Annotated in this window: 19 protein-coding genes; 2 read left to right on the forward strand and 17 right to left on the reverse strand. The window is 42.9% G+C overall.

Going from position 1 to position 19,055, the window contains the following annotated elements:
- Positions 1-8 precede the first annotated feature (8 nt).
- From B1s21160_RS04230 to thyX, 5 genes are all read right to left on the reverse strand, one after another.
- Positions 9-758, reverse strand: coding sequence for a helix-turn-helix domain-containing protein (locus B1s21160_RS04230; RefSeq protein ID WP_095672528.1), 750 nt, complete (start codon positions 756-758; stop codon positions 9-11).
- Between the two features lie 159 nt (positions 759-917).
- Positions 918-3,251, reverse strand: coding sequence for an FtsK/SpoIIIE family DNA translocase (locus tag B1s21160_RS04235; RefSeq protein WP_041887959.1), 2,334 nt, complete (start codon positions 3,249-3,251; stop codon positions 918-920).
- Between the two features lie 84 nt (positions 3,252-3,335).
- Complete coding sequence (locus B1s21160_RS04240) at positions 3,336-5,018, reverse strand: ribonuclease J (RefSeq protein WP_041887957.1); 1,683 nt, start codon at positions 5,016-5,018, stop codon at positions 3,336-3,338.
- Positions 5,019-5,022: 4 nt separating this feature from the next.
- Positions 5,023-5,913 (reverse strand): 4-hydroxy-tetrahydrodipicolinate synthase, encoded by an 891-nt coding sequence (gene dapA, locus B1s21160_RS04245; protein ID WP_095672529.1) that lies wholly within the window; start codon positions 5,911-5,913, stop codon positions 5,023-5,025.
- 20 nt (positions 5,914-5,933) lie between these two features.
- On the reverse strand, positions 5,934-6,653 hold the full coding sequence (thyX, locus tag B1s21160_RS04250; protein ID WP_041887954.1) for an FAD-dependent thymidylate synthase: 720 nt from the start codon (positions 6,651-6,653) through the stop codon (positions 5,934-5,936).
- A gap of 52 nt (positions 6,654-6,705) precedes the next feature.
- Here thyX and B1s21160_RS04255 point away from each other — a divergent pair, with 52 nt between their 5' ends.
- Positions 6,706-7,368, forward strand: coding sequence for an AzlC family ABC transporter permease (locus B1s21160_RS04255; RefSeq protein WP_095672530.1), 663 nt, complete (start codon positions 6,706-6,708; stop codon positions 7,366-7,368).
- A complete protein-coding gene (locus tag B1s21160_RS04260; RefSeq protein ID WP_095672531.1) occupies positions 7,365-7,673 on the forward strand; it encodes an AzlD domain-containing protein in 309 nt (102 codons plus the stop codon). The genes B1s21160_RS04255 and B1s21160_RS04260 overlap by 4 nt, the downstream gene beginning before the upstream one ends.
- Here the strand turns inward: B1s21160_RS04260 and B1s21160_RS04265 are convergent.
- From B1s21160_RS04265 to B1s21160_RS04320, 12 genes are all read right to left on the reverse strand, one after another.
- Complete coding sequence (locus B1s21160_RS04265) at positions 7,670-7,921, reverse strand: glutaredoxin domain-containing protein (protein ID WP_041887948.1); 252 nt, start codon at positions 7,919-7,921, stop codon at positions 7,670-7,672. The two genes, B1s21160_RS04260 and B1s21160_RS04265, sit on opposite strands and share 4 nt — an antisense overlap.
- Complete coding sequence (dapB, locus tag B1s21160_RS04270; RefSeq protein WP_095672532.1) at positions 7,918-8,664, reverse strand: 4-hydroxy-tetrahydrodipicolinate reductase; 747 nt, start codon at positions 8,662-8,664, stop codon at positions 7,918-7,920. The genes B1s21160_RS04265 and dapB overlap by 4 nt, the downstream gene beginning before the upstream one ends.
- A gap of 180 nt (positions 8,665-8,844) precedes the next feature.
- Complete coding sequence (locus B1s21160_RS04275) at positions 8,845-11,040, reverse strand: polyribonucleotide nucleotidyltransferase (protein WP_095672533.1); 2,196 nt, start codon at positions 11,038-11,040, stop codon at positions 8,845-8,847.
- Positions 11,041-11,172: 132 nt separating this feature from the next.
- Positions 11,173-11,442: a 30S ribosomal protein S15 gene (rpsO, locus tag B1s21160_RS04280; protein WP_095672534.1), complete on the reverse strand. Its 270-nt coding sequence runs from the start codon at positions 11,440-11,442 to the stop codon at positions 11,173-11,175.
- Between the two features lie 125 nt (positions 11,443-11,567).
- Positions 11,568-12,443, reverse strand: coding sequence for a bifunctional riboflavin kinase/FAD synthetase (locus B1s21160_RS04285; RefSeq protein ID WP_095672535.1), 876 nt, complete (start codon positions 12,441-12,443; stop codon positions 11,568-11,570).
- A 22-nt stretch (positions 12,444-12,465) separates the two neighbouring features.
- A complete protein-coding gene (truB, locus tag B1s21160_RS04290) occupies positions 12,466-13,344 on the reverse strand; it encodes a tRNA pseudouridine(55) synthase TruB (protein WP_095672536.1) in 879 nt (292 codons plus the stop codon).
- A gap of 11 nt (positions 13,345-13,355) precedes the next feature.
- Positions 13,356-13,769 carry a 30S ribosome-binding factor RbfA gene (gene rbfA / locus B1s21160_RS04295; protein WP_095672537.1) on the reverse strand — a complete coding sequence of 138 codons (414 nt, stop codon included), beginning with the start codon at positions 13,767-13,769 and terminating at the stop codon, positions 13,356-13,358.
- Positions 13,770-13,771: 2 nt separating this feature from the next.
- Complete coding sequence (gene infB, locus B1s21160_RS04300) at positions 13,772-16,396, reverse strand: translation initiation factor IF-2 (RefSeq protein WP_095672538.1); 2,625 nt, start codon at positions 16,394-16,396, stop codon at positions 13,772-13,774.
- A 104-nt stretch (positions 16,397-16,500) separates the two neighbouring features.
- Positions 16,501-16,764 (reverse strand): YlxR family protein, encoded by a 264-nt coding sequence (locus B1s21160_RS04305; RefSeq protein ID WP_095672539.1) that lies wholly within the window; start codon positions 16,762-16,764, stop codon positions 16,501-16,503.
- 13 nt (positions 16,765-16,777) lie between these two features.
- Positions 16,778-17,806 (reverse strand): transcription termination factor NusA, encoded by a 1,029-nt coding sequence (gene nusA, locus B1s21160_RS04310; protein ID WP_095672540.1) that lies wholly within the window; start codon positions 17,804-17,806, stop codon positions 16,778-16,780.
- On the reverse strand, positions 17,803-18,249 hold the full coding sequence (locus B1s21160_RS04315) for a ribosome maturation factor RimP (RefSeq protein WP_095672541.1): 447 nt from the start codon (positions 18,247-18,249) through the stop codon (positions 17,803-17,805). The genes nusA and B1s21160_RS04315 overlap by 4 nt, the downstream gene beginning before the upstream one ends.
- 36 nt (positions 18,250-18,285) lie before the next feature.
- Positions 18,286-19,053: a sulfite exporter TauE/SafE family protein gene (locus tag B1s21160_RS04320; protein WP_095672542.1), complete on the reverse strand. Its 768-nt coding sequence runs from the start codon at positions 19,051-19,053 to the stop codon at positions 18,286-18,288.
- Positions 19,054-19,055: the final 2 nt, after the last annotated feature.

Below are 19,055 nucleotides of genomic sequence, written 5' to 3' on the forward strand. Positions count from 1 at the left end.
CTAGAAAATTACAGCGACTGATTTGCACCAAAATCTAAGCGAACAACCTCACCATTAGCCCCAGCCACTCCTAAATCAGAGCCATTTACTTTTAAAGCAACTGCGCCGGCATTTCCAATTACCGCCTTTATCATTTGTGGATCAGTAAAGGTCATTGACTCTCCAGCAGTGATTTGACCGTTAAAAACTGATTCGCCATTGGCATTTGTAAGACCAATCCAACTTTTGCCATCAACACCGCTGATTACTAAATTTACCCCAGCAGGCATAGTGATGGCTGCCACATTTTTTTCCACAGTTGGTCCATTAGCTGATGAGGTAAGAGTTGAACTTAAATTTTCATTGATTGTAGATACGTTATTTATGGCAATCTGAGCAATAAAACCAATACTAAGTACTGCAGCGGAGATAGAGGCTAGGGTGCCAAACTTAATTCGCTTCTTCTCTTTTGGCTTTTCAGCAACATTTTCAGCATCTAATTTTTCAATAATACTTCTGCTGTCTAATCCTTGCACTGCTTCAAATTGGGCAACGATCTCATCGGCATTTACATTTTTACTCTTCGCCGATTTTTGGTTAATTAACTTAACAATAGCTCTTAGGTGTCCCCGAGCGTAGGCAATACCACCGCACTGCTCAACAGAATTATTTTCTAAATCTCTAATGATTGCAGCTCTTATATTTGTTTGATTTGCAATTTGTTCAACGGTTAAATTAGCAGCCTCGCGAGCTTGTTGCAATAAGGAAATCTCTGCCATAAGAATTACCGTTCACTTTGGGGAGCATAAGGGTAAGACTTCAACTGAGGTTTTAGCAATATTTTTATGGCAACTTTTGGGGGTCAGCACCCTAACAATTGGGAAAATTTAATATTTCACCCGCTAACTCACCCCTCCGAAAAAGAGAAAAGTGAATGACTAGTTTCCTCTAATCGACTCCAATACATCTGGCATTTGCTCTGCGTTAATCAAAACCGTTCTAGCTTTTGACCCTTCACTTGGACCCACAATCCCCCGACTCTCCATTAAATCCATCAATCGCCCAGCTTTGGCAAAGCCAACTCGTAACTTTCGCTGCAACATAGAGGTTGATCCAAATTGCGTGGAAACAACTAATTGAATGGCTTCTAATAGCAGGTCAAGATCATCGCCCACATCATCAGTAATCAGATTAGATTTAACTGGGGCATTTAAATCAATTCGATAGACAGGTTGGAGTTGAGATTTAACATGATTGACCACCGCCTCAATCTCTCTTTCTGAAACATAGGCTCCTTGAATTCGAACCGGTTTACTTGCGCCCATTGGTAGAAATAATCCATCTCCTTGACCAACAAGTTTTTCAGCGCCTGGGGTATCTAAAATAACTCTGGAATCAGCCAAGCTACTAGTTGCAAATGAAAGCCTTGATGGCACATTTGCCTTTATTAATCCAGTGACAATATCAACACTTGGCCGCTGAGTCGCAAGCACTAAATGAATACCTGCAGCTCTAGCTAATTGGGTAATTCGAACAATTGATTCTTCAACCTCTCGGGCTGCAATCATCATTAGATCAGCTAACTCATCTACTATCACTAAAAGGTATGGATAAGGCTCAAGGGTGCGATCAGTACCAGCAGGTGGTGAGACCTTGCCAGCTTTTACCGCTTTATTAAAATCATCAATATGTCTAAATCCAAATACTGACAGATCGTCATAACGCATCTCCATCTCGCGTACTACCCAAGCCAATACATCAGCTGCTTTCTTAGGGTTGGTAATAATTGGCGCGATTAAATGCGGCACACCTTCGTAGTTTGTTAACTCCACCCGTTTAGGATCAATTAATACCAGCCGGACCTCATCGGGAGTAGCCCGCATTAATATTGAAACTACCAATGAATTAATCATGGAAGATTTACCAGCACCAGTTGCACCTGCCACTAATAAGTGCGGCATTTTTGCGAGGTTTGCACAAAGAAATAACCCTTCAACATCCTTACCTAATGCAATCAACATTGGGTGGGTATCACTACCTGAAACTGGTGATCTGAGTACATCACCTAATGCCACTATCTCTCGATCTGAGTTTGGTATCTCAATTCCAACCGCAGATTTACCGGGGATAGGTGAGAGGATTCTTATCTCACCACTTGCTACTGCATAAGCAATATTTTTTGAAAGTGCTGAGATCGCCTCTACCTTCACGCCATTACCCAACTCCACCTCATACCTAGTCACCGTTGGTCCACGCATAAATCCAGTAACTTGCGCATCAACCTCAAACTGTTCAAAAACTTGTTTAAGGGCGGTAACTACAGTCTCATTTACCTTTGACTTGCCTTTTGCAGCTGGTCCACTTCTTAGTAAATCTGCAGGTGGTAATTCATACTTAACATCTGAGGACAAAAGCAATTGCTGGGGGCGAATACTCTCGCTCTTTGCCGGCTTATTGATTCGGGGAATTTTCTGAGTGATCTCATCAAAATCACCTAACTCAACCTCATAATCTAATTGAGCAGGTTCAAACTCCTCCACTAAATCCTTAACCAGTGGTGATTCAAATGGCGGGGTTTCACTTACTTCAAAATCTTGCGCAACTAATCGCTCTGCTCGACGTGCCCGTGCGCTGCTGATGCCAGATCTACCTAAGGTAAATAACTTACCAATCTGCGTAAAAACCTTAGAGACTGGTGTTTTAGTTATTACCAGCACGCCAAAGATCAAAAAAATTATCAAAATAGGAATAGCAAGCACAGAGGTTACTAATGCAACCAGGCCAGTGGAGATGCCATAGCCAATCCAGCCACCACCTTCACGCATTGCAGTAGCACCAGTCCCTGTTGAGCCATTAATAATATGTGCAAGGGCGGTGGTGCTAATTATTAGCAATAATGCGCCGATGCTGATTCGACCAATATCCCCAGAATCATCAGCTGATTTAAACAATCGGTAGGCAAAATAAATAAGCAGCACTGGAACCGCATTGGCCAAGACCCCTACCCCACCAAAAAGAAATGCGTATATCCCTCCTCCTAAGAGATTATTTAGATCAAACCAAACCCCAGCAGCTGAAATTAATGCCAAGATAAAGATAAAAAACGCCACACCATCTCGTTGATGCGCAGGATCTAACTCCTGAGAGGATCTAAAAATAAAGCGGATTGAATTGCCTAATCCTTTTGCAATTAACCGCCAAAGCCAACCAACTGCCCGTAGTAATGGCGCGAAAATATTTGATTTCTTTGCGGTGGTTTTTTTCTTTGCCATAAGAAGATAAGCCTAAAGAACAACTTTACCCCTTGCGGTAATCGGCACGCACTTTAAGTAAAAAACTTAATCAAAATGGGATTACTAAACCTCAATCACCAACGGAATAATCATCGGCTTTCGTCGATGCTCTTCCCCTACCCAACTGCCAATGGTGCGTCTTACAACTTGTGAAAGCTGATGGGTGCCATTAAATCCGCCAGCAACCGCCTTACTTAATGCTTTTTCAATATCACCTTTAACATCATCAAATAATGTTTGATCCTCGGTAAACCCTCTAGCGTGAATATCAGGGCCTGCAACTATCTTGCCACTTTGGGAATCAATCACTACCACAACTGAGATAAACCCTTCATCACCTAGGATCCTTCTATCTTTTAATGAACTTTCTGTTATCTCACCAACACTTTGACCATCAACATACACATATCCGCAAGGAATTGATCCAGAAATATCTGCATGCCCATTGGCGACATCAATAGTTATGCCATTTTCTGCAATTACTACATTGTGCTCTGATACTCCTGACTTAATTGCCAGATCAGCATTTGCTCTCATATGACGCCACTCGCCATGAACTGGTAATACGTTCTTAGGTTTAACAATCTCATAGCAGTGCAGTAACTCACCAGCCGAGGCATGTCCTGAAACATGCACCATGGCATTTCCTTTATGTACTACATGGGCGCCAAATCTAGTTAGCTCATTTATTACTCGATAAACAGATTTTTCATTGCCTGGAATTAGTGATGAAGCCAGTACGACTGTGTCACCTTTACCAACTTGTATTTCGTGGTCACCATTTGCAATTCTAGATAAGGCAGCAAGTGGCTCACCTTGAGAGCCAGTACAGATTAAAACAATCTTGTCGCCAAAGGTATCAATATCCTTGTAGTCAACCACCAAACCATTTGGCACCTTCAAATATCCAAGATCTTCCGCCAACTTCATATTGCGAATCATTGACCTGCCAACATATGCCACCTTGCGATTAGCCTCATTTGCAGCGGTCAAGACCTGTTGAATTCGGTGTACATGAGATGCAAAAGATGTCACCACTACCCGCCTAGGAGTTTTTGCAATCGCCTCTTTAAGTGCTGGATAAATATCCTTTTCTGCGACAGTAAGTCCAGGAATATCAGCGTTTGTAGAATCAACTAGAAATAAATCAACACCCTCTTTACCTAATCTGGAAAATGTCTCTAGATCAGTGACCTTGCCATCTAATGGCATCTTATCCATCTTGAAATCACCAGTATGTAATACAACTCCAGCAGGTGTTTTAATTGCAACCGCTAATGAATCTGGTATTGAGTGATTTACTGTTACAAATTCAAGGGTAAATGGTCCAACCTTTTCAATCTGCCCAGCTTTGACCTGTGTCATTGGCGCGGTCATTCTGCGCTCTTTTAGTTTTGGCGCAACAAATGCAAGGGTAAGTTGTGATCCAATAATACGAATATCACTTCGCTCGCGGAGCAAATAAGGTACTGCGCCAATATGATCCTCATGTCCATGGGTTAAAAAGATTGCTTCGATATCATCCATGCGGTCTGTAAGATAGGAAAAATCTGGCAATATTAAATCAATACCTGGCTGATCATCACCGGGAAAGAGGACACCACAATCAACAATAAGTAAGCGACCTTCATACTCAAAGACGGTCATATTGCGGCCAATTTCGCCCAAGCCGCCAAGTGCAACTATGCGAAGAGTTTTTTTAGCTAACTTTGCGGGGTATGGCAGGCCAGGATGGGGATGGTTCATCTATTTACTTTAATTTAACACCGCCAGCTTGTAGATCAATTTTTAGCTGGGAAATTTGGGCATCGGTTGCATCAACTAATGGCAATCTAGTAAATCCTCCTGGTAGACCCATCAAATTTAATGCAGCTTTAGTAAGAATTGCTCCTTGGGTTCTAAATGTTCCAGTAAATACCGGCAACAATTGTTGGTGGACCTCAAGTGCTTTATTTGCATCACCAGAGAACCAAGCATCGAGCATAACTCGCAGTTGGGCTCCAACAGTATGTCCGCAAACTGAGACAAAACCAACAGCGCCAACAGATAGCAGTGGCAGATTTAATATGTCATCACCTGAATAAACCGGAATTGAAGATCTCTTGATAACCCAAGAGGTTGCTGCTGGGTTGCCCTTGGCATCTTTTAACGCTGCAATATTTTTGTGCTCCGCCAGTCTTACGATCGTATCTGATTCAATCTCTATTCCAGTTCGACCGGGAATGTCATAGATCATCACTGGTAAATCTGTTGCATCTGCCATCGCTCTAAAATGTGCCTCAATACCTGCCTGTGGTGGTTTGTTGTAATAGGGAGTCACTACTAATAAACCATCGGCGCCAGCTTTTGCAGCCCGCTTTGCCTGCTCCACAGAGTGTGAGGTTTCATTGTTCCCAGCGCCAGCAATAATTTTTATTTTATCGCCAACTACTTTTCTAACCGTCTTTATAATCTGGTCTTTTTCATCATCTGATGTAGTTGGTGCTTCACCAGTTGTGCCATTTACTGCAATCCCATCATGACCTGTTGCAACTAAATGTGAAGCAATTTTCTCTATCCCAGCCCAATCAATCTCACCTGATTTATTAAAAGGTGTGACCATAGCGGTAATTAACCTGCCAAATGGTGGTTTGATTTGCATGGTGTAAGGCTACCGCTTATTTATGGGGCTATGCGGCCAGATTTTTCAAATGCTCCGTAGGTAATCGGCATTAATTTGGCAAAATGTGCTTCCATTTTCTCTGCAACCATCTCAATCTCTCGTTGTGGATAGGAAGGAAAATGTGAACCTTCTCTAGCTGTCCTAAGTGAAAGAAAATTCATCAGCGCTCTGGCATTCATAGTTACATACATAGATGAGTACAAAGTAACGGGTAGCACTGCTCTGGCAACCTCGCGAGCAACTCCTGCGGTCAGCATTTTTTGGTAATTTGCATAAGCCAATTTGCAAGTTTCTTTGATTGCAGCAACAGTAATCTCATACTGCTCTGGTGTGCCTTCAACAAAAGTATATGAACCAGCTTTTCCGATTTGCACTAATTTACGATCCTTACTCGGTATGTAAAAAACTGGCTTCAACTCTCGATAGCGACCACTCTCTTCATTGTAGGAAGCGATGCGATGGCGCATGAACTCTCTAAATACAAAGATTGGCGCAGAAATAAAAAATGTCATTGAGGTGTGCTCAAATGGAGAACCATGTCGTTCCCTAGCTAAATAATTTATAAGTCCCTCAGATTTTGATGCATCAACGCCAACATCTTCTAAGGATTTATCACCTGCAGTTGAAACTCTGGCTGCCCAAATTACATCTGCATCACTTGCACTGGATTTAACCAGCTCAACCGACATATCCTCTCTAAATACGATCTCATCACTCATGGTTGCGACCCTATCTTTGGTAATTGGTGATTGGCTGGATTAAAGTGTCGGCGTGTCAATTAATCCGAAGACAAATCCTATAGACCGAACCGCCCTGAGTGTTGCTTTTACCGTAGGTCTTTACGGCGCCGCTTTCGGAGCTGCTGGTGTGACCGCCGGTTTTTCAATCCTGCAAACCTGTCTACTTTCAATCCTGCTTTTCTCCGGTGCATCGCAATTTGCCGTGGTGGGAATTATGGGTGCAGGTGGAGCAGCAATAAGCGCAATTGCTACCGCAACTTTGCTTGGATTTAGAAACGCACTTTATGGTTTACAAATGGCGCCAGTCCTAAAAGTTTCTGGCATCAAAAGAATTCTTGCGGCACAAATCACAATTGATGAGTCAACCGCAGTGGCAACTTTGCAAGAAAATGACTCAGATCGACGGCGAGGTTTTTACATCACCGGTGTGGGAGTTTATGTTTTTTGGAATTTATTTACCTTCCTTGGTGCATTAGGAGCCAGCGCAATTGGTGACCCAGCTGTTTGGGGATTAGATGCTGCAGTTCCAGCTGCGTTTTGTGGATTGATTTGGCCAAGACTTAAAAATAAAACTCATTTTATTGTTTCAGCTGCTGCGATTGCATGGGCTTTGGCCTTGACGCCAATTTCACCAGCAGGTGTACCTATAATTACCACCGTAATATTGGCGGTAATTTTTGGGCTAAAAAGATGAGCGCCATTTGGATTGCAGTAATTGGAGCAAGCATCACTGCATTTTTAAATAAATATATTGGCCACAGCGTGCCAGAGCGGTGGTTAAATAAGCCAAGAATTATAAAAATTAATGCCTTAGTTCCCATAGTCTTACTTAGCGCATTGGTAGCAGTGCAGACATTCGCCACTAAAAAAGAGCTTGTTATTGATCAGCGGGCAGCGGGTGTGGCAGTAGCTTTAATTGCTTTAAGGTTTAAGGCTTCATTTCCAGTTGTGGTGATATCTGCAGCAATAACCTCTGCTGCAATTTATAACTGGTTTTAAAGAACTTTTAGCGCCTCTAGTTTGTCTTTCAAAGCGGCATCAGATGGCTCAGTAAGGTGTGTGCCATCAGAAAAAAGTATCACTGGAATTGAACGCATTCCGCCATTTATTTGAATAACTTTATCTGAAGCAGATGCATCTGCTTCGACATCAATATAGTTATATTTGACATTATTTGCATCTAAAAATCTCTTTGATCTTCGGCAATCTCCGCACCATTCAGCGCCATACATTGTTATTTCACTCATTTCATATCCTCCATGTAATTCTCAAGACCAACTGTTAGTCCTGGATATTTTGCGACATTCCTAATTCCAATTAAAACTCCTGGCATAAATCCTGCGCGATTAATTGAATCGTGCCTAATGGTAAGCGTCTCACCGGCATCTCCAAAAATAACCTCTTGGTGAGCGACATAACCATGAGATCTGACTGAGTGAACTGGAACATCACCAACCTTTGTTCCCCTGGCACCCGATAACTCACTCTTCGTAGCATCAGGCATCGCACCCTTCTTGCTTTGCTTACGGGCATCGGTAATCATCTGTGCTGTTCTAATTGCAGTGCCAGATGGTGCGTCCACTTTATTTGCATGATGTAACTCAATTATTTCGGCGCTTTCAAAGTACTTTGCCGCGGTCTGTGAGAATTGCATCATCAAAACTGCGCCCAACCCAAAATTTGGTGCAATTAAAGCCCCAACCTTTGGATGCTTGCTTAACAAATCTTTCAGATTAGAAAGCTTGGCATCATTAAATCCAGTAGTTCCAACCACTACATGAATTCCATTACTAATCGCAAACTCTAGGTTTTTCATCACCGCATCTGGAGTTGTAAAATCAACCATAACCTCGGTGCCAGATTTAGTTAATTGCTCTAAAGGATCACCTATATCAAGGGATGCAGTAAGTGTTAAGTCAGATGCAGAATTGATTGCAGCAACAGATTCCATTCCCATTCTGCCCTTTGCACCAAGTACTGCCACTTTCATTAGCTAAGCCTTTCAAAAGTTCTCATTGACCGTAATTATCTCACTACCGTAAGGGTAGGAGATAATGAGTGCGTTTGGCAGGTAATTTAAGTAGTTTGACCAATCTTCTAAAGCACAAAGATAAAAAACTCCCGCAGCTTAAGGGTATTAAGCGCGGGAATGATTAGATTTTGATTAAATCTAGGCTTTTGCCTCATCTGGAAGATTTGCCGGAACTAATGAGTACTTACCCTTAGGGTCAATCTCATTAATTACTACCTCTATCTTATCTCCCACTTTCATAACATCTTCAAGGTTTTCAATGCGCTTGCCACCATGCATCTTGCGAATTTGCGAGATGTGTAGCAAACCATCTTTACCAGGAGCAAGGTTTACGAAGGCACCAAATGCTGCAAGCTTTACAACTGATCCATTGAACTTGTCGCCAACGGAGAGTTGTACTGGATTTGCAATCGCATTAATTTGTGCTTTCGCAGCCTCTGCTGCTGAACCTTCAACTGCTCCGATATAGATAGTTCCATCATCTTCAATGGTTATATCTGCGCCAGTCTCATCTTGAATTTGGTTAATCATCTTGCCCTTAGGCCCGATAACAGCGCCAATCATGTCTACCGGCACCTTGATTGAAATAATTCGTGGTGCAAGTAATGACATTTCATCAGGTGAGGAGATTGCTTGATTCATTACATCAAGAATGGCAAGCCGTGCTTCTTTTGCTTGCAGCAATGCTGCTGAAAGTACTGAAGCTGGAATTCCATCTAGTTTGGTGTCTAATTGAAGTGCGGTAACAAACTCTTTTGTGCCCGCAACTTTAAAGTCCATATCACCAAAAGCATCCTCTGCGCCCAAAATATCGGTCAATGCTACATACTCAGTTTTTCCATCAAGATCATCTGAGATAAGTCCCATAGCAATACCAGCAACAGCTGCCTTAAGTGGCACACCTGCATTTAGTAGTGACATGGTGGAGGCACAAACTGATCCCATGGATGTTGATCCATTTGATCCAAGGGCCTCTGAAACTTGGCGAATCGCATATGGAAACTCTTCGCGAGTTGGTAGAACTGGAACTAGAGCGCGCTCTGCGAGTGCACCATGCCCAATTTCTCGTCGCTTAGGAGATCCAACTCTGCCAGTCTCACCAACAGAATATGGTGGGAAGTTGTAATTGTGCATATAACGCTTGTGATCTTCAGGTGAGAGCGTGTCTAGTTGCTGCTCCATCTTAAGCATATTCAAGGTAGTAACACCCAGAATCTGAGTCTCACCTCTTTCAAATATTGCTGAACCGTGGACACGAGGAATTACCTCAACCTCGGCAGTTAATGCTCGGATATCACGCAATCCCCGACCATCAATACGGATTTTGTCCCGCAACACTCGCTGGCGTACTAATTTCTTAGTAACAGATCTAAGTGCTGCTGAAATCTCCTTGGTGCGCTCTGGAAAATCAGCGGTAATTTTCTCGGCCACACTCTTATTGATCTCATCTAGCTTGGTCTCACGATCTTGCTTACCTGCAATGGTTAATGCTTTTGCGAGATCATCCTTGGCAGCTTTTTCAACAACTGCATAGATATCCTCTTGGTAATCAAGAAACACTGGAAACTCTCCAGTTGGCTTTGCCGCTAATTTTGCCAATGCAAGTTGTGCCTCACATAGCGTGCGAATAAATGGCTTTGCTGCCTCAAGTCCCTGACCAACAATCTCTTCAGTTGGCACAGTTGCACCACCCTTGATTAGATCAATTGTTTTAGATGTTGCCTCAGCCTCAACCATCATGATGGCGACATCACCATCAGAGATTCGGCCAGCAACTACCATGTCAAAGACTGCTTTTTCTAAATCAGAGTGATTTGGGAATGCAACCCATTGACCTTCGATAAGTGCAACACGCACACCACCAATTGGTCCTGAGAATGGCAAGCCAGCTAATTGTGTTGACATTGATGCAGCGTTAATTGCAATCACGTCATACATATGATCTGGGTTTAATGCCATAACAGTTACTACGATTTGAATCTCATTGCGCAATCCCTTAACAAAGGATGGGCGTAATGGGCGATCAATTAATCGGCAGGTAAGGATTGCATCCTCGGAAGGACGACCCTCTCTGCGGAAAAATGATCCTGGAATTTTTCCAGCAGCATACATTCGCTCTTCCACATCTACTGTCAATGGGAAGAAATCAAATTGATCCTTCGGATTTTTTGATGCAGTAGTTGCAGATAGCAACATGCTGTCATCATCTAAGTAAACAACGGCGGTGCCCGCTGCTTGTCTGGCTAATCGGCCAGTTTCAAAGCGGATCTCCCGCTTTCCGAATTTACCGTTGTCTATTTTGGCAACGGCTGATTGCACATCTTGACCCTCCATGGGTCATCTCCATTTCTCAACACTTTATATCTAGAGAATGGATCTTCGATCGAAGTTGCCGGAAAATCATTTTTCGGCAACCACTACCGAGGACCAAAACTCTTAGTGATAAAGTTTTTTGCTGATTGTTATTTAACGGCGAAGATCGAGCTTTTCGATAATCGCTCTATAGCGCTCAATATCTGTCTTGGCGAGGTACTGCAAAATCCGACGACGCTTACCAACCATCAATAACAAACCTCTACGGTTGTGATGATCATTTTTGTTTGTCTGCAAATGCTCAGTTATCTCATCAATACGTTTTGATAAAAGTGCTACCTGTGCCTCTGGGCTACCTGTGTCAGTATCAGATGAGCCATACTTTTTTACTATTTCCTTAGTTACCTCTGGCGTTAATGCCATTTGTATTACTCCTTCTGTCTGTCACGATGGCCTCGGTGTAATTCACGAAGGCGCACTTTCTCGCTTTAGTGGGTAAAGATTACCAGCGCAGGTGTGGATAATTAAAATCGAGTGAAAAACAGGCGTTATTTACGGGTTAATTCCCGTGCTTGATCACAATCTTTTTTCATTTGTGCAAGTAATGATGCTAGATCATCAAATTTTAAAGTATCTCGCAGGCGATATCCAAACTCGATCATCCCCACTTGATCGTATAACTCCAATCCAACTTGATCAATTGCATACGCCTCAACCTGCCGACCTCTTACACCAGGAAATGTTGGATTAGTTCCAATTGAAATTGCTGCTGGCCATTTGCTATCTCCCACACTTAACCAACCAGCGTAGACACCATCTGCTGGAATTGTGGCAAGAGGTGCCAAGCCAATATTTGCAGTTGGATAACCAATCTCTCTGCCACGCTTTTCGCCATGAATAACTGGCCCAACCAAATAAAAGCTTCTAGTCAATAACTCATTTGCGCGTTCAATCTCACCATCGATAACTAAATTTCTAATTCGTGAGGATGAAATTGAAGAACCCCGATCCTCCTGTAATTTAACAATCGATACCCCAAAACCATACTTAGGGCCTACCTCAGACAAGTATTTTGGAGTTCCCTCCCCTTTGTATCCAAAGTTAAAATTTTCACCAATTACTACATGTTCGGCTGCAAATCTTCCCACCAAGATATCTTCGATAAATTGATCGGGGGTAAGTTGCGAAAATTCCTTTGTAAAACTAATCACCTCAACATTTTTTGCCCCCGCCTGCTTTAAAAATTTAATTCGATCAGCAAGTGGTAATAGTTGAGTTGGTGTGCGTTCTGGTGCAAATACTGAGGTTGGATGTGGATCAAAGGTAATAACAGTTACTTCACCTTGATGTTTTGCAGTAGAGATTATTTGCTGATGCCCAGCATGCACACCATCAAATATGCCAATTGCAACCACTTTCTTCATTTGCTTATTATTTCACAAATCATCATTGTTCCGCTCCCTTGACCACAATCGGGGCTGCAACCATCTGTGCTCCCTGCAATTTATTTTCTAACAATGCAATGAAATTATCTTGATTATCAAGTGCTGCTACTGGTCCAGATTGTGAGTTTTGCTCGATTGTCCTGCCAAATGAAATTTCACGAGCTTGGGCCAGATCAACTTTTCGGATCGGAAATATTTTCTCAACCAGTGTAGAGATGGGAATTAACTCTGCTTTTGTGATTGCGCTACATTGATCTAAAGTAAATGGTGCCACTAATGTGCGGCGAAGCGCGGTTAAATGTCCACCAACTTTTAGTATCTCCCCTAAATCTCGAGCGATTGCACGGATATAGGTGCCAGCAGAGCAAATAACTTCGATATCTATCTCAATTGCTGTTTTAAGATTTCGAATTTCACTTAAGTTTATCTCATAAATTGTTATATCCCGCGCAGGGATATCAACACTCTCACCCGCTCTTACTCTGGCGTGCGCAGATTTGCCATCAATTTTTATTGCCGAAACTGAACTTGGCCGCTGCTTTATCTGACCAACGAATTTGGCGATCTGAGCATATATTTGCGCCTCACTAATCTTTGATAAATCTTCAACTTCAGCGGTAGCTATCAGATCACCATCTTTATCATCAGTATGAGTTGATTTACCAAGAGATATTGTTGCTTCATAAGCTTTTTTGCCATCAGTGATGTAGGTAAGTAATCGGGTTGCGATCCCAACACCTAAAACTAGGACCCCAGTGGCCATCGGATCTAAGGTGCCAGCATGGCCTACTTTTTTTGTATCAAGCTTTTTTCTCGCCATCGCCACCACATCATGGCTGGTTACTCCACCGGCTTTATCAATTAATAAAAAGCCATCCATTAATTCACCTTTTAATTATGTTTTTTATATGGATCTTCAGCAACAGGTTTAGAGCCTGCTCTTAATTTCTCAAGCTCTGCATCTGATTTATGCATCTGTTCAATCAAATCATTCATTGCAGAGGCAGAATCAGCCATGCCATCTAAATAGAACTCCAAAGATGGAGTAACTCGAAGACCTAAAGATCTACCAACCTCTGATCTAAGCATTCCCTTTGCACTACTTAAGGCAGCAGCTGATGCTTCATGGGCAGCGGTATCACCTAATACAGTATAGAAAATTGAAGCTTGTTGTAGATCACCTGTAACTCTGACATCTGTAACAGTGACAAAACCTAACCTGGGATCTTTTACTCTCGATTCCAGCGCGTTAGCAATTATCTCTTTAATCCGATCTGCAACCTGTAATGGACGCTTACTTGGCATTATTAAGCCCGCTTTTTCTCACGGATCTCATAGGCTTGAATTACATCGCCAACTTGTAGATCCTTAAATGATCCAAGTCCAATACCACATTCAAATCCTTCACGAACCTCAGTGGCATCATCTTTAAATCTGCGAAGTGATTCGATGCTTAAGTTTTCACCTATTACCACCCCAGCCCGCATCGTTCGAACCTTGGCATTTCGTCGAATATTTCCATCAGAGACCATACAGCCTGCAATGTTTCCAAACTTGCTTGATTTAAAGATATCTCTAACCTCAGCATTACCAAGGACCGCCTCTTCAAACTCTGGTTTGAGCAGACCCTTAAGGGAGGCTTCAATCTCTTCAATCGCTTTGTAAATAACGGTGTAAAACCTAACCTCCACACCCTCATGTTCAGCAAAGATTGCAGTCTGTGGCTCTGGCTTTACGTTAAATCCAATAATTACCGCAGTAGAAGCTGATGCCAAGGTGACATCATTCTTAGTAATGGCACCAACACCACGGTGAATAACTCTTAAATCAACCTCGGTACCAACATCTAGTTGCACCAATGCATCCTCTAACGCCTCCACCGAACCAGAGACATCTCCTTTTAATATCAGATTCAAAGTAGTTACCTTTGACTGCTCCATGAAATCCTCAAGTGAGACCTTCTTACGTGCTTTCGCCAAGGATGCGTTACGTGATGCCAGTTGCCGCTTTTCAGCAATTTGGCGAGAGGTGCGATCATCTTCAGCAACAATAAATGAATCACCCGCTCCTGGTACTGATGTAAAGCCAAGTACCTGTACCGGCCGAGAAGGACCAGCAAACTCAAGTGTTTCACCATGCTCATCAAGCATCGCACGAACACGACCGTATGAACCACCAGCAACAATTGCATCTCCCACACGTAAGGTGCCACGTTGCACTAGAACTGTTGCAACTGGGCCCCTTCCCTTATCTAAATTAGCTTCAATTGCTACACCTCGGGCAATTCCATCTGCAACAGCCCGTAGATCTATCACCGCATCTGCAGTTAATAAAATTGCATCAATTAAGTCATCTATGCCCTTGCCCGAAAGAGCCGAGACATTAACAAACATTGTTTGGCCACCATACTCTTCAGCAATTAAGTTGTACTCAGTTAATTGTTGACGAATCTTGTCTGGATTAGCACCCTCTTTATCAATCTTATTTACCGCCACCACAATTGGTACATCAGCAGCTTGAGCGTGATTCAACGCTTCAATTGTTTGTGGCATAACGCCATCATCTGCTGCCACCACCAGAACTGCAATATCAGTCACCTTCGCTCCACGGGCTCTCATTGCGGTGAAAGCCTCATGACCTGGAGTATCAATAAAGGTAATGGCTCGATTTGCGCCGTTGTGATCATGGTGAATCTGATAGGCGCCAATATGTTGAGTAATTCCACCAGCCTCAGATTTAACAACCTCAGTTGAGCGAATTGCATCAAGCAATCTAGTCTTACCATGATCAACATGTCCCATTACGGTAACGATTGGCGAGCGCACCACTAAATCTTCAGGATCAATCTCAGAGAGCTCTTGCTCAAGATTGATATCAAACTCCTCTAGTAACTCACGATCCTCATCCTCTGGGCTGACAATTTGAATAATAAATCCCAGCTCTGCGCCCAATAATGTGAAGGTATCTTCATCAACTGATTGAGTTGCAGTTACCATCTCACCTAAATGAAATAGCGCTGATACTAATGCTGCTGGATCTGCTGCAATCTTCTCGGCAAAATCCATCAAAGTGGCGCCACGGCGCATGCGCACTACCGTCTTGCCGTCACCACGTGGAACTACCGCGCCACCTAATTGCGGTGCTGGTAAATTTTCAAAATCTTCACGTCTTTCTTTTTTACTCTTTTGTCCACGATTTTTATTTTTACCCTTGCCACCTTTACCAAATGCACCAGCTGCGCCACCTCTTTGTGGTGGCCGGCCGCCACCTTTGCCACCAAATGGTGCGCCAGATGGAGATGATGATGGTGTGCGATATGGCGATGATGATGAACCAGGACGAGTAGATGATGGTGCACCAGAGTTTGGTCTTGGATTATTTGATGGTGGACGTGCTGCAAATCCTGGACGCACTGAGCCTGGACGAGCACCTGACATTGGTGGCCGTTGTCCTGGTTGTAATTTTCCGGGAGTTCTTCCAGCCTCTCCTGGACGAATTGGTCGGGCAGGTGGTCGTGGCCCTGCGCCACCAGTACTAAATGGATTATTTCCAGCTCTTGGCGGTCTTGGCATAGCAGTAGGTGTTGATGGTGTTGATGAAAATGGATTATTGGTTGGACGAGAAACAGGTGGCGTGGCAGGACGAGCAACTGGTGTGGCATCCTCAACCATTTTTTGTAACTCAGGTGGTAAATCTTCCACCTTCACAGTTTTCTTGGCAGCAACTTTTTTGGCTGGTGCTTTCTTAGCTTTGGGCGCAGTTTCAGCCGGCACTAAATCTGGAAACTTATCCATCAACTTGCGCACTACAGGTGCTTCAACAGTTGATGATGCTGAGCGAACAAATTCGCCAACCTCTTGTAGCTTGGCTAGCAGCTCTTTACTTTCAAGCCCTAACTCTTTAGCTAACTCATAAACGCGGACCTTGGCCACACTGCTCCTTCTTCTGGCCCCGCGTTATTTACGCGCGAGCCTAAATAGACCTACTCATAATCTTGAAGTGCTCATTAGAGTGTCATTCTCGCTCGCTCCATACTTTATTTATTACTTAAATTCTTTAAGTAATCTGCCAAATCTTGATACTTAATCTCACCTTCAAACTTAAAGGTGTGATTAAAAGATCCTCGCTCAGTTGCCACTTGGTAACAAGTTGCATGAAGCCATGCTCCCCTGCCACCCATTCGGTGGTTTAAATCGACCTTCAACTGATTGCCGATTAAAACTGTGCGAATTAAAGCTGTCCTAATATCTAGCTTTCGACAGGCTATACAACTGCGTTGTCTCGGCTTTTTACTGAACATCGCAAACTCTACCCTAAGCCCCTTCGATGGGTGAAATAGTTGCCACTTCCTCTACCTTTTCCGCCTTAATCTGAGTTACTGGATTATCTGGATGGATATCAATTCGCCACTGGGTAAGCCGGGCAGCAAGTCTGGCATTTTGACCATCTTTGCCGATCGCAAGTGATAATTGGTAATCCGGCACAATTACCTTGGCTGATTTAGAAGCCAAATCAACAATTTCAACTGATGTCACCTTTGCTGGTGCTAACGCATTTGCCACATAGGTTGCAGGATCATCAGAGAAATCAATGATGTCAATCTTCTCGCCATTTAATTCATTCATCACATTTTGGGCTCTACTTCCTTGCGGACCAATCAGTGCACCTTTGGCACTTACGCCAGCACGGTGAGTTCTAACCGATAACTTTGTTCTAGCACCCGCCTCGCGAGCTATGCCCACAATATCTACCACTCGATCTTTAATCTCTGGAACCTCTAGTGCAAACAGCATCTTCACAAATGCTGGGTGTGACCGAGAAAGTGTTACCTCAGGTCCCTTTTCACCCTGCTTAACATCAACTACAAAACATTTAATTCGATCACCATGTTTAAACACTTCACCTTTTACCTGCTCAGCAGGTGGCACCTTTCCTTCAACTCTTCCCAGATTTACATAGATAAGTTCTGCCTCACGTCCTTGCTGCACAACACCACCAATAACATCACCCACGCTGCCTGAAAACTCAGTTACTACCTCAAGATCCTTCGCCTCTCGCATCTTCTCTTTAATTACTTTGCGTGCAGTTTTATCGGCAAGCTTTACAAAACCATCTGGATTATCAGTAACTGTATCGATGCGATCACCATCTGGACCAAGCAGTGGTACATAAATTACTAACTCACCAGTTTGTCGATTTAAAACCGCTCGCCCATGTGGCTTTGCAGTTGGCAGTTCGGCATAAGCCTTTGCCACCTCATTTTCAATGGCATTAATTAGTCGCTCTAACGGTAACTTCTTTTCTTGGGCAAGAATCTTTAACGCTTCAACATCAACACTCACTTTTTCACCTGCTTAAACTCAACCTCTAGAGTTGCTCGCTTTATTTGTGAGAAGTTAACAACTGCTTCATCAACTTGTGCACTCTCTTGACTGGAATTCTTAATTCTCCCCAAGATTACATTTCCATCTAATAAAACTACCTTAACTAACCGATCAATGTTTTTGTGCCAATGTCTTGGTTTACTTAAGGGGCGATCAATTCCAGGTGAGGTGACCTCTAATGTAAAGGGTGTTTGACCTAAACTTTGAATATTTTCAACAATTTCACTTATTGCTTTGGTAGCCGCAGTTACCTGATCAAGTGATAAATGAACATCACCATCAACAATTACTGTAAGCATGCTGCGCTTTCCAGCGCTGGTTATATTTATGTCCTCTAGGTAAAAACCTAGAGCCTCTAGTGCGGGAGTAATCACCGCAGCTATCTCTTCCTTCTTTCCCATTTTTTCCTTCTTCGATATTAAGTTGTAGGGGCAAGTTTAACTTATAAAGGTATCCCAAGCAACGCGAGTGATTAAAAGAAATGTGACTGCAAGAAAGACTTTTCGTACTAAAGGTGAGCCACCTTTAATTGCAAGCCGAGAGCCAATAATTGCACCAGTCACATTTGCAAATGCAAGCAGCAAGCCCAATTGCCACCAGATATGGCCAGTTAATTGAAAACTCAATATTGCCCCAGCATTGGTTGCAATATTTACTAACTTAGCTGTTGCAGATGCTTTTAAGAAAGCAAACCCAATTGCTGAAACTAGGAAAAATACCAAAAATGTGCCAGTTCCTGGACCAAAAATGCCATCATAAAATCCAATCAATAAACCGATGACAGCAACAATTACTAATCTTTTTCTATTTGTATATTTCAGATTTTCATTCATACCCAGATCAGGTTTACGCCAGGTATAAATCGCCACCCCTACAAGCAAGAAAACAATAAATGGCTTGAAAAACTCTTTGGGAATAGTTGCCGCAAGGCCTGCTCCTGCCATTGAACCAGCAAAGGCTGGCACCATCATGGTCAGGGTTAATGGAATATCTGGCTTAATATTTTTAAAGTAGTTTCTGGCAGCTGCTGCCGTGCCGAAAATTGATGGAACTTTATTGGTTCCAAGAATTAACGGTAGATCTTTATTAGGCAAGCCAACTAGTAATGCTGGAAGTTGAATTAATCCGCCACCACCTGCCATAGCATCTACAAAACCTGCAAAACCTGATGCGATCGCTAAGAAAATAGCAATCTCAATACTCATAT

It is taken from the genome of Candidatus Nanopelagicus hibericus (assembly GCF_002288005.1).
GTDB lineage: Bacteria > Actinomycetota > Actinomycetes > Nanopelagicales > Nanopelagicaceae > Nanopelagicus > Nanopelagicus hibericus.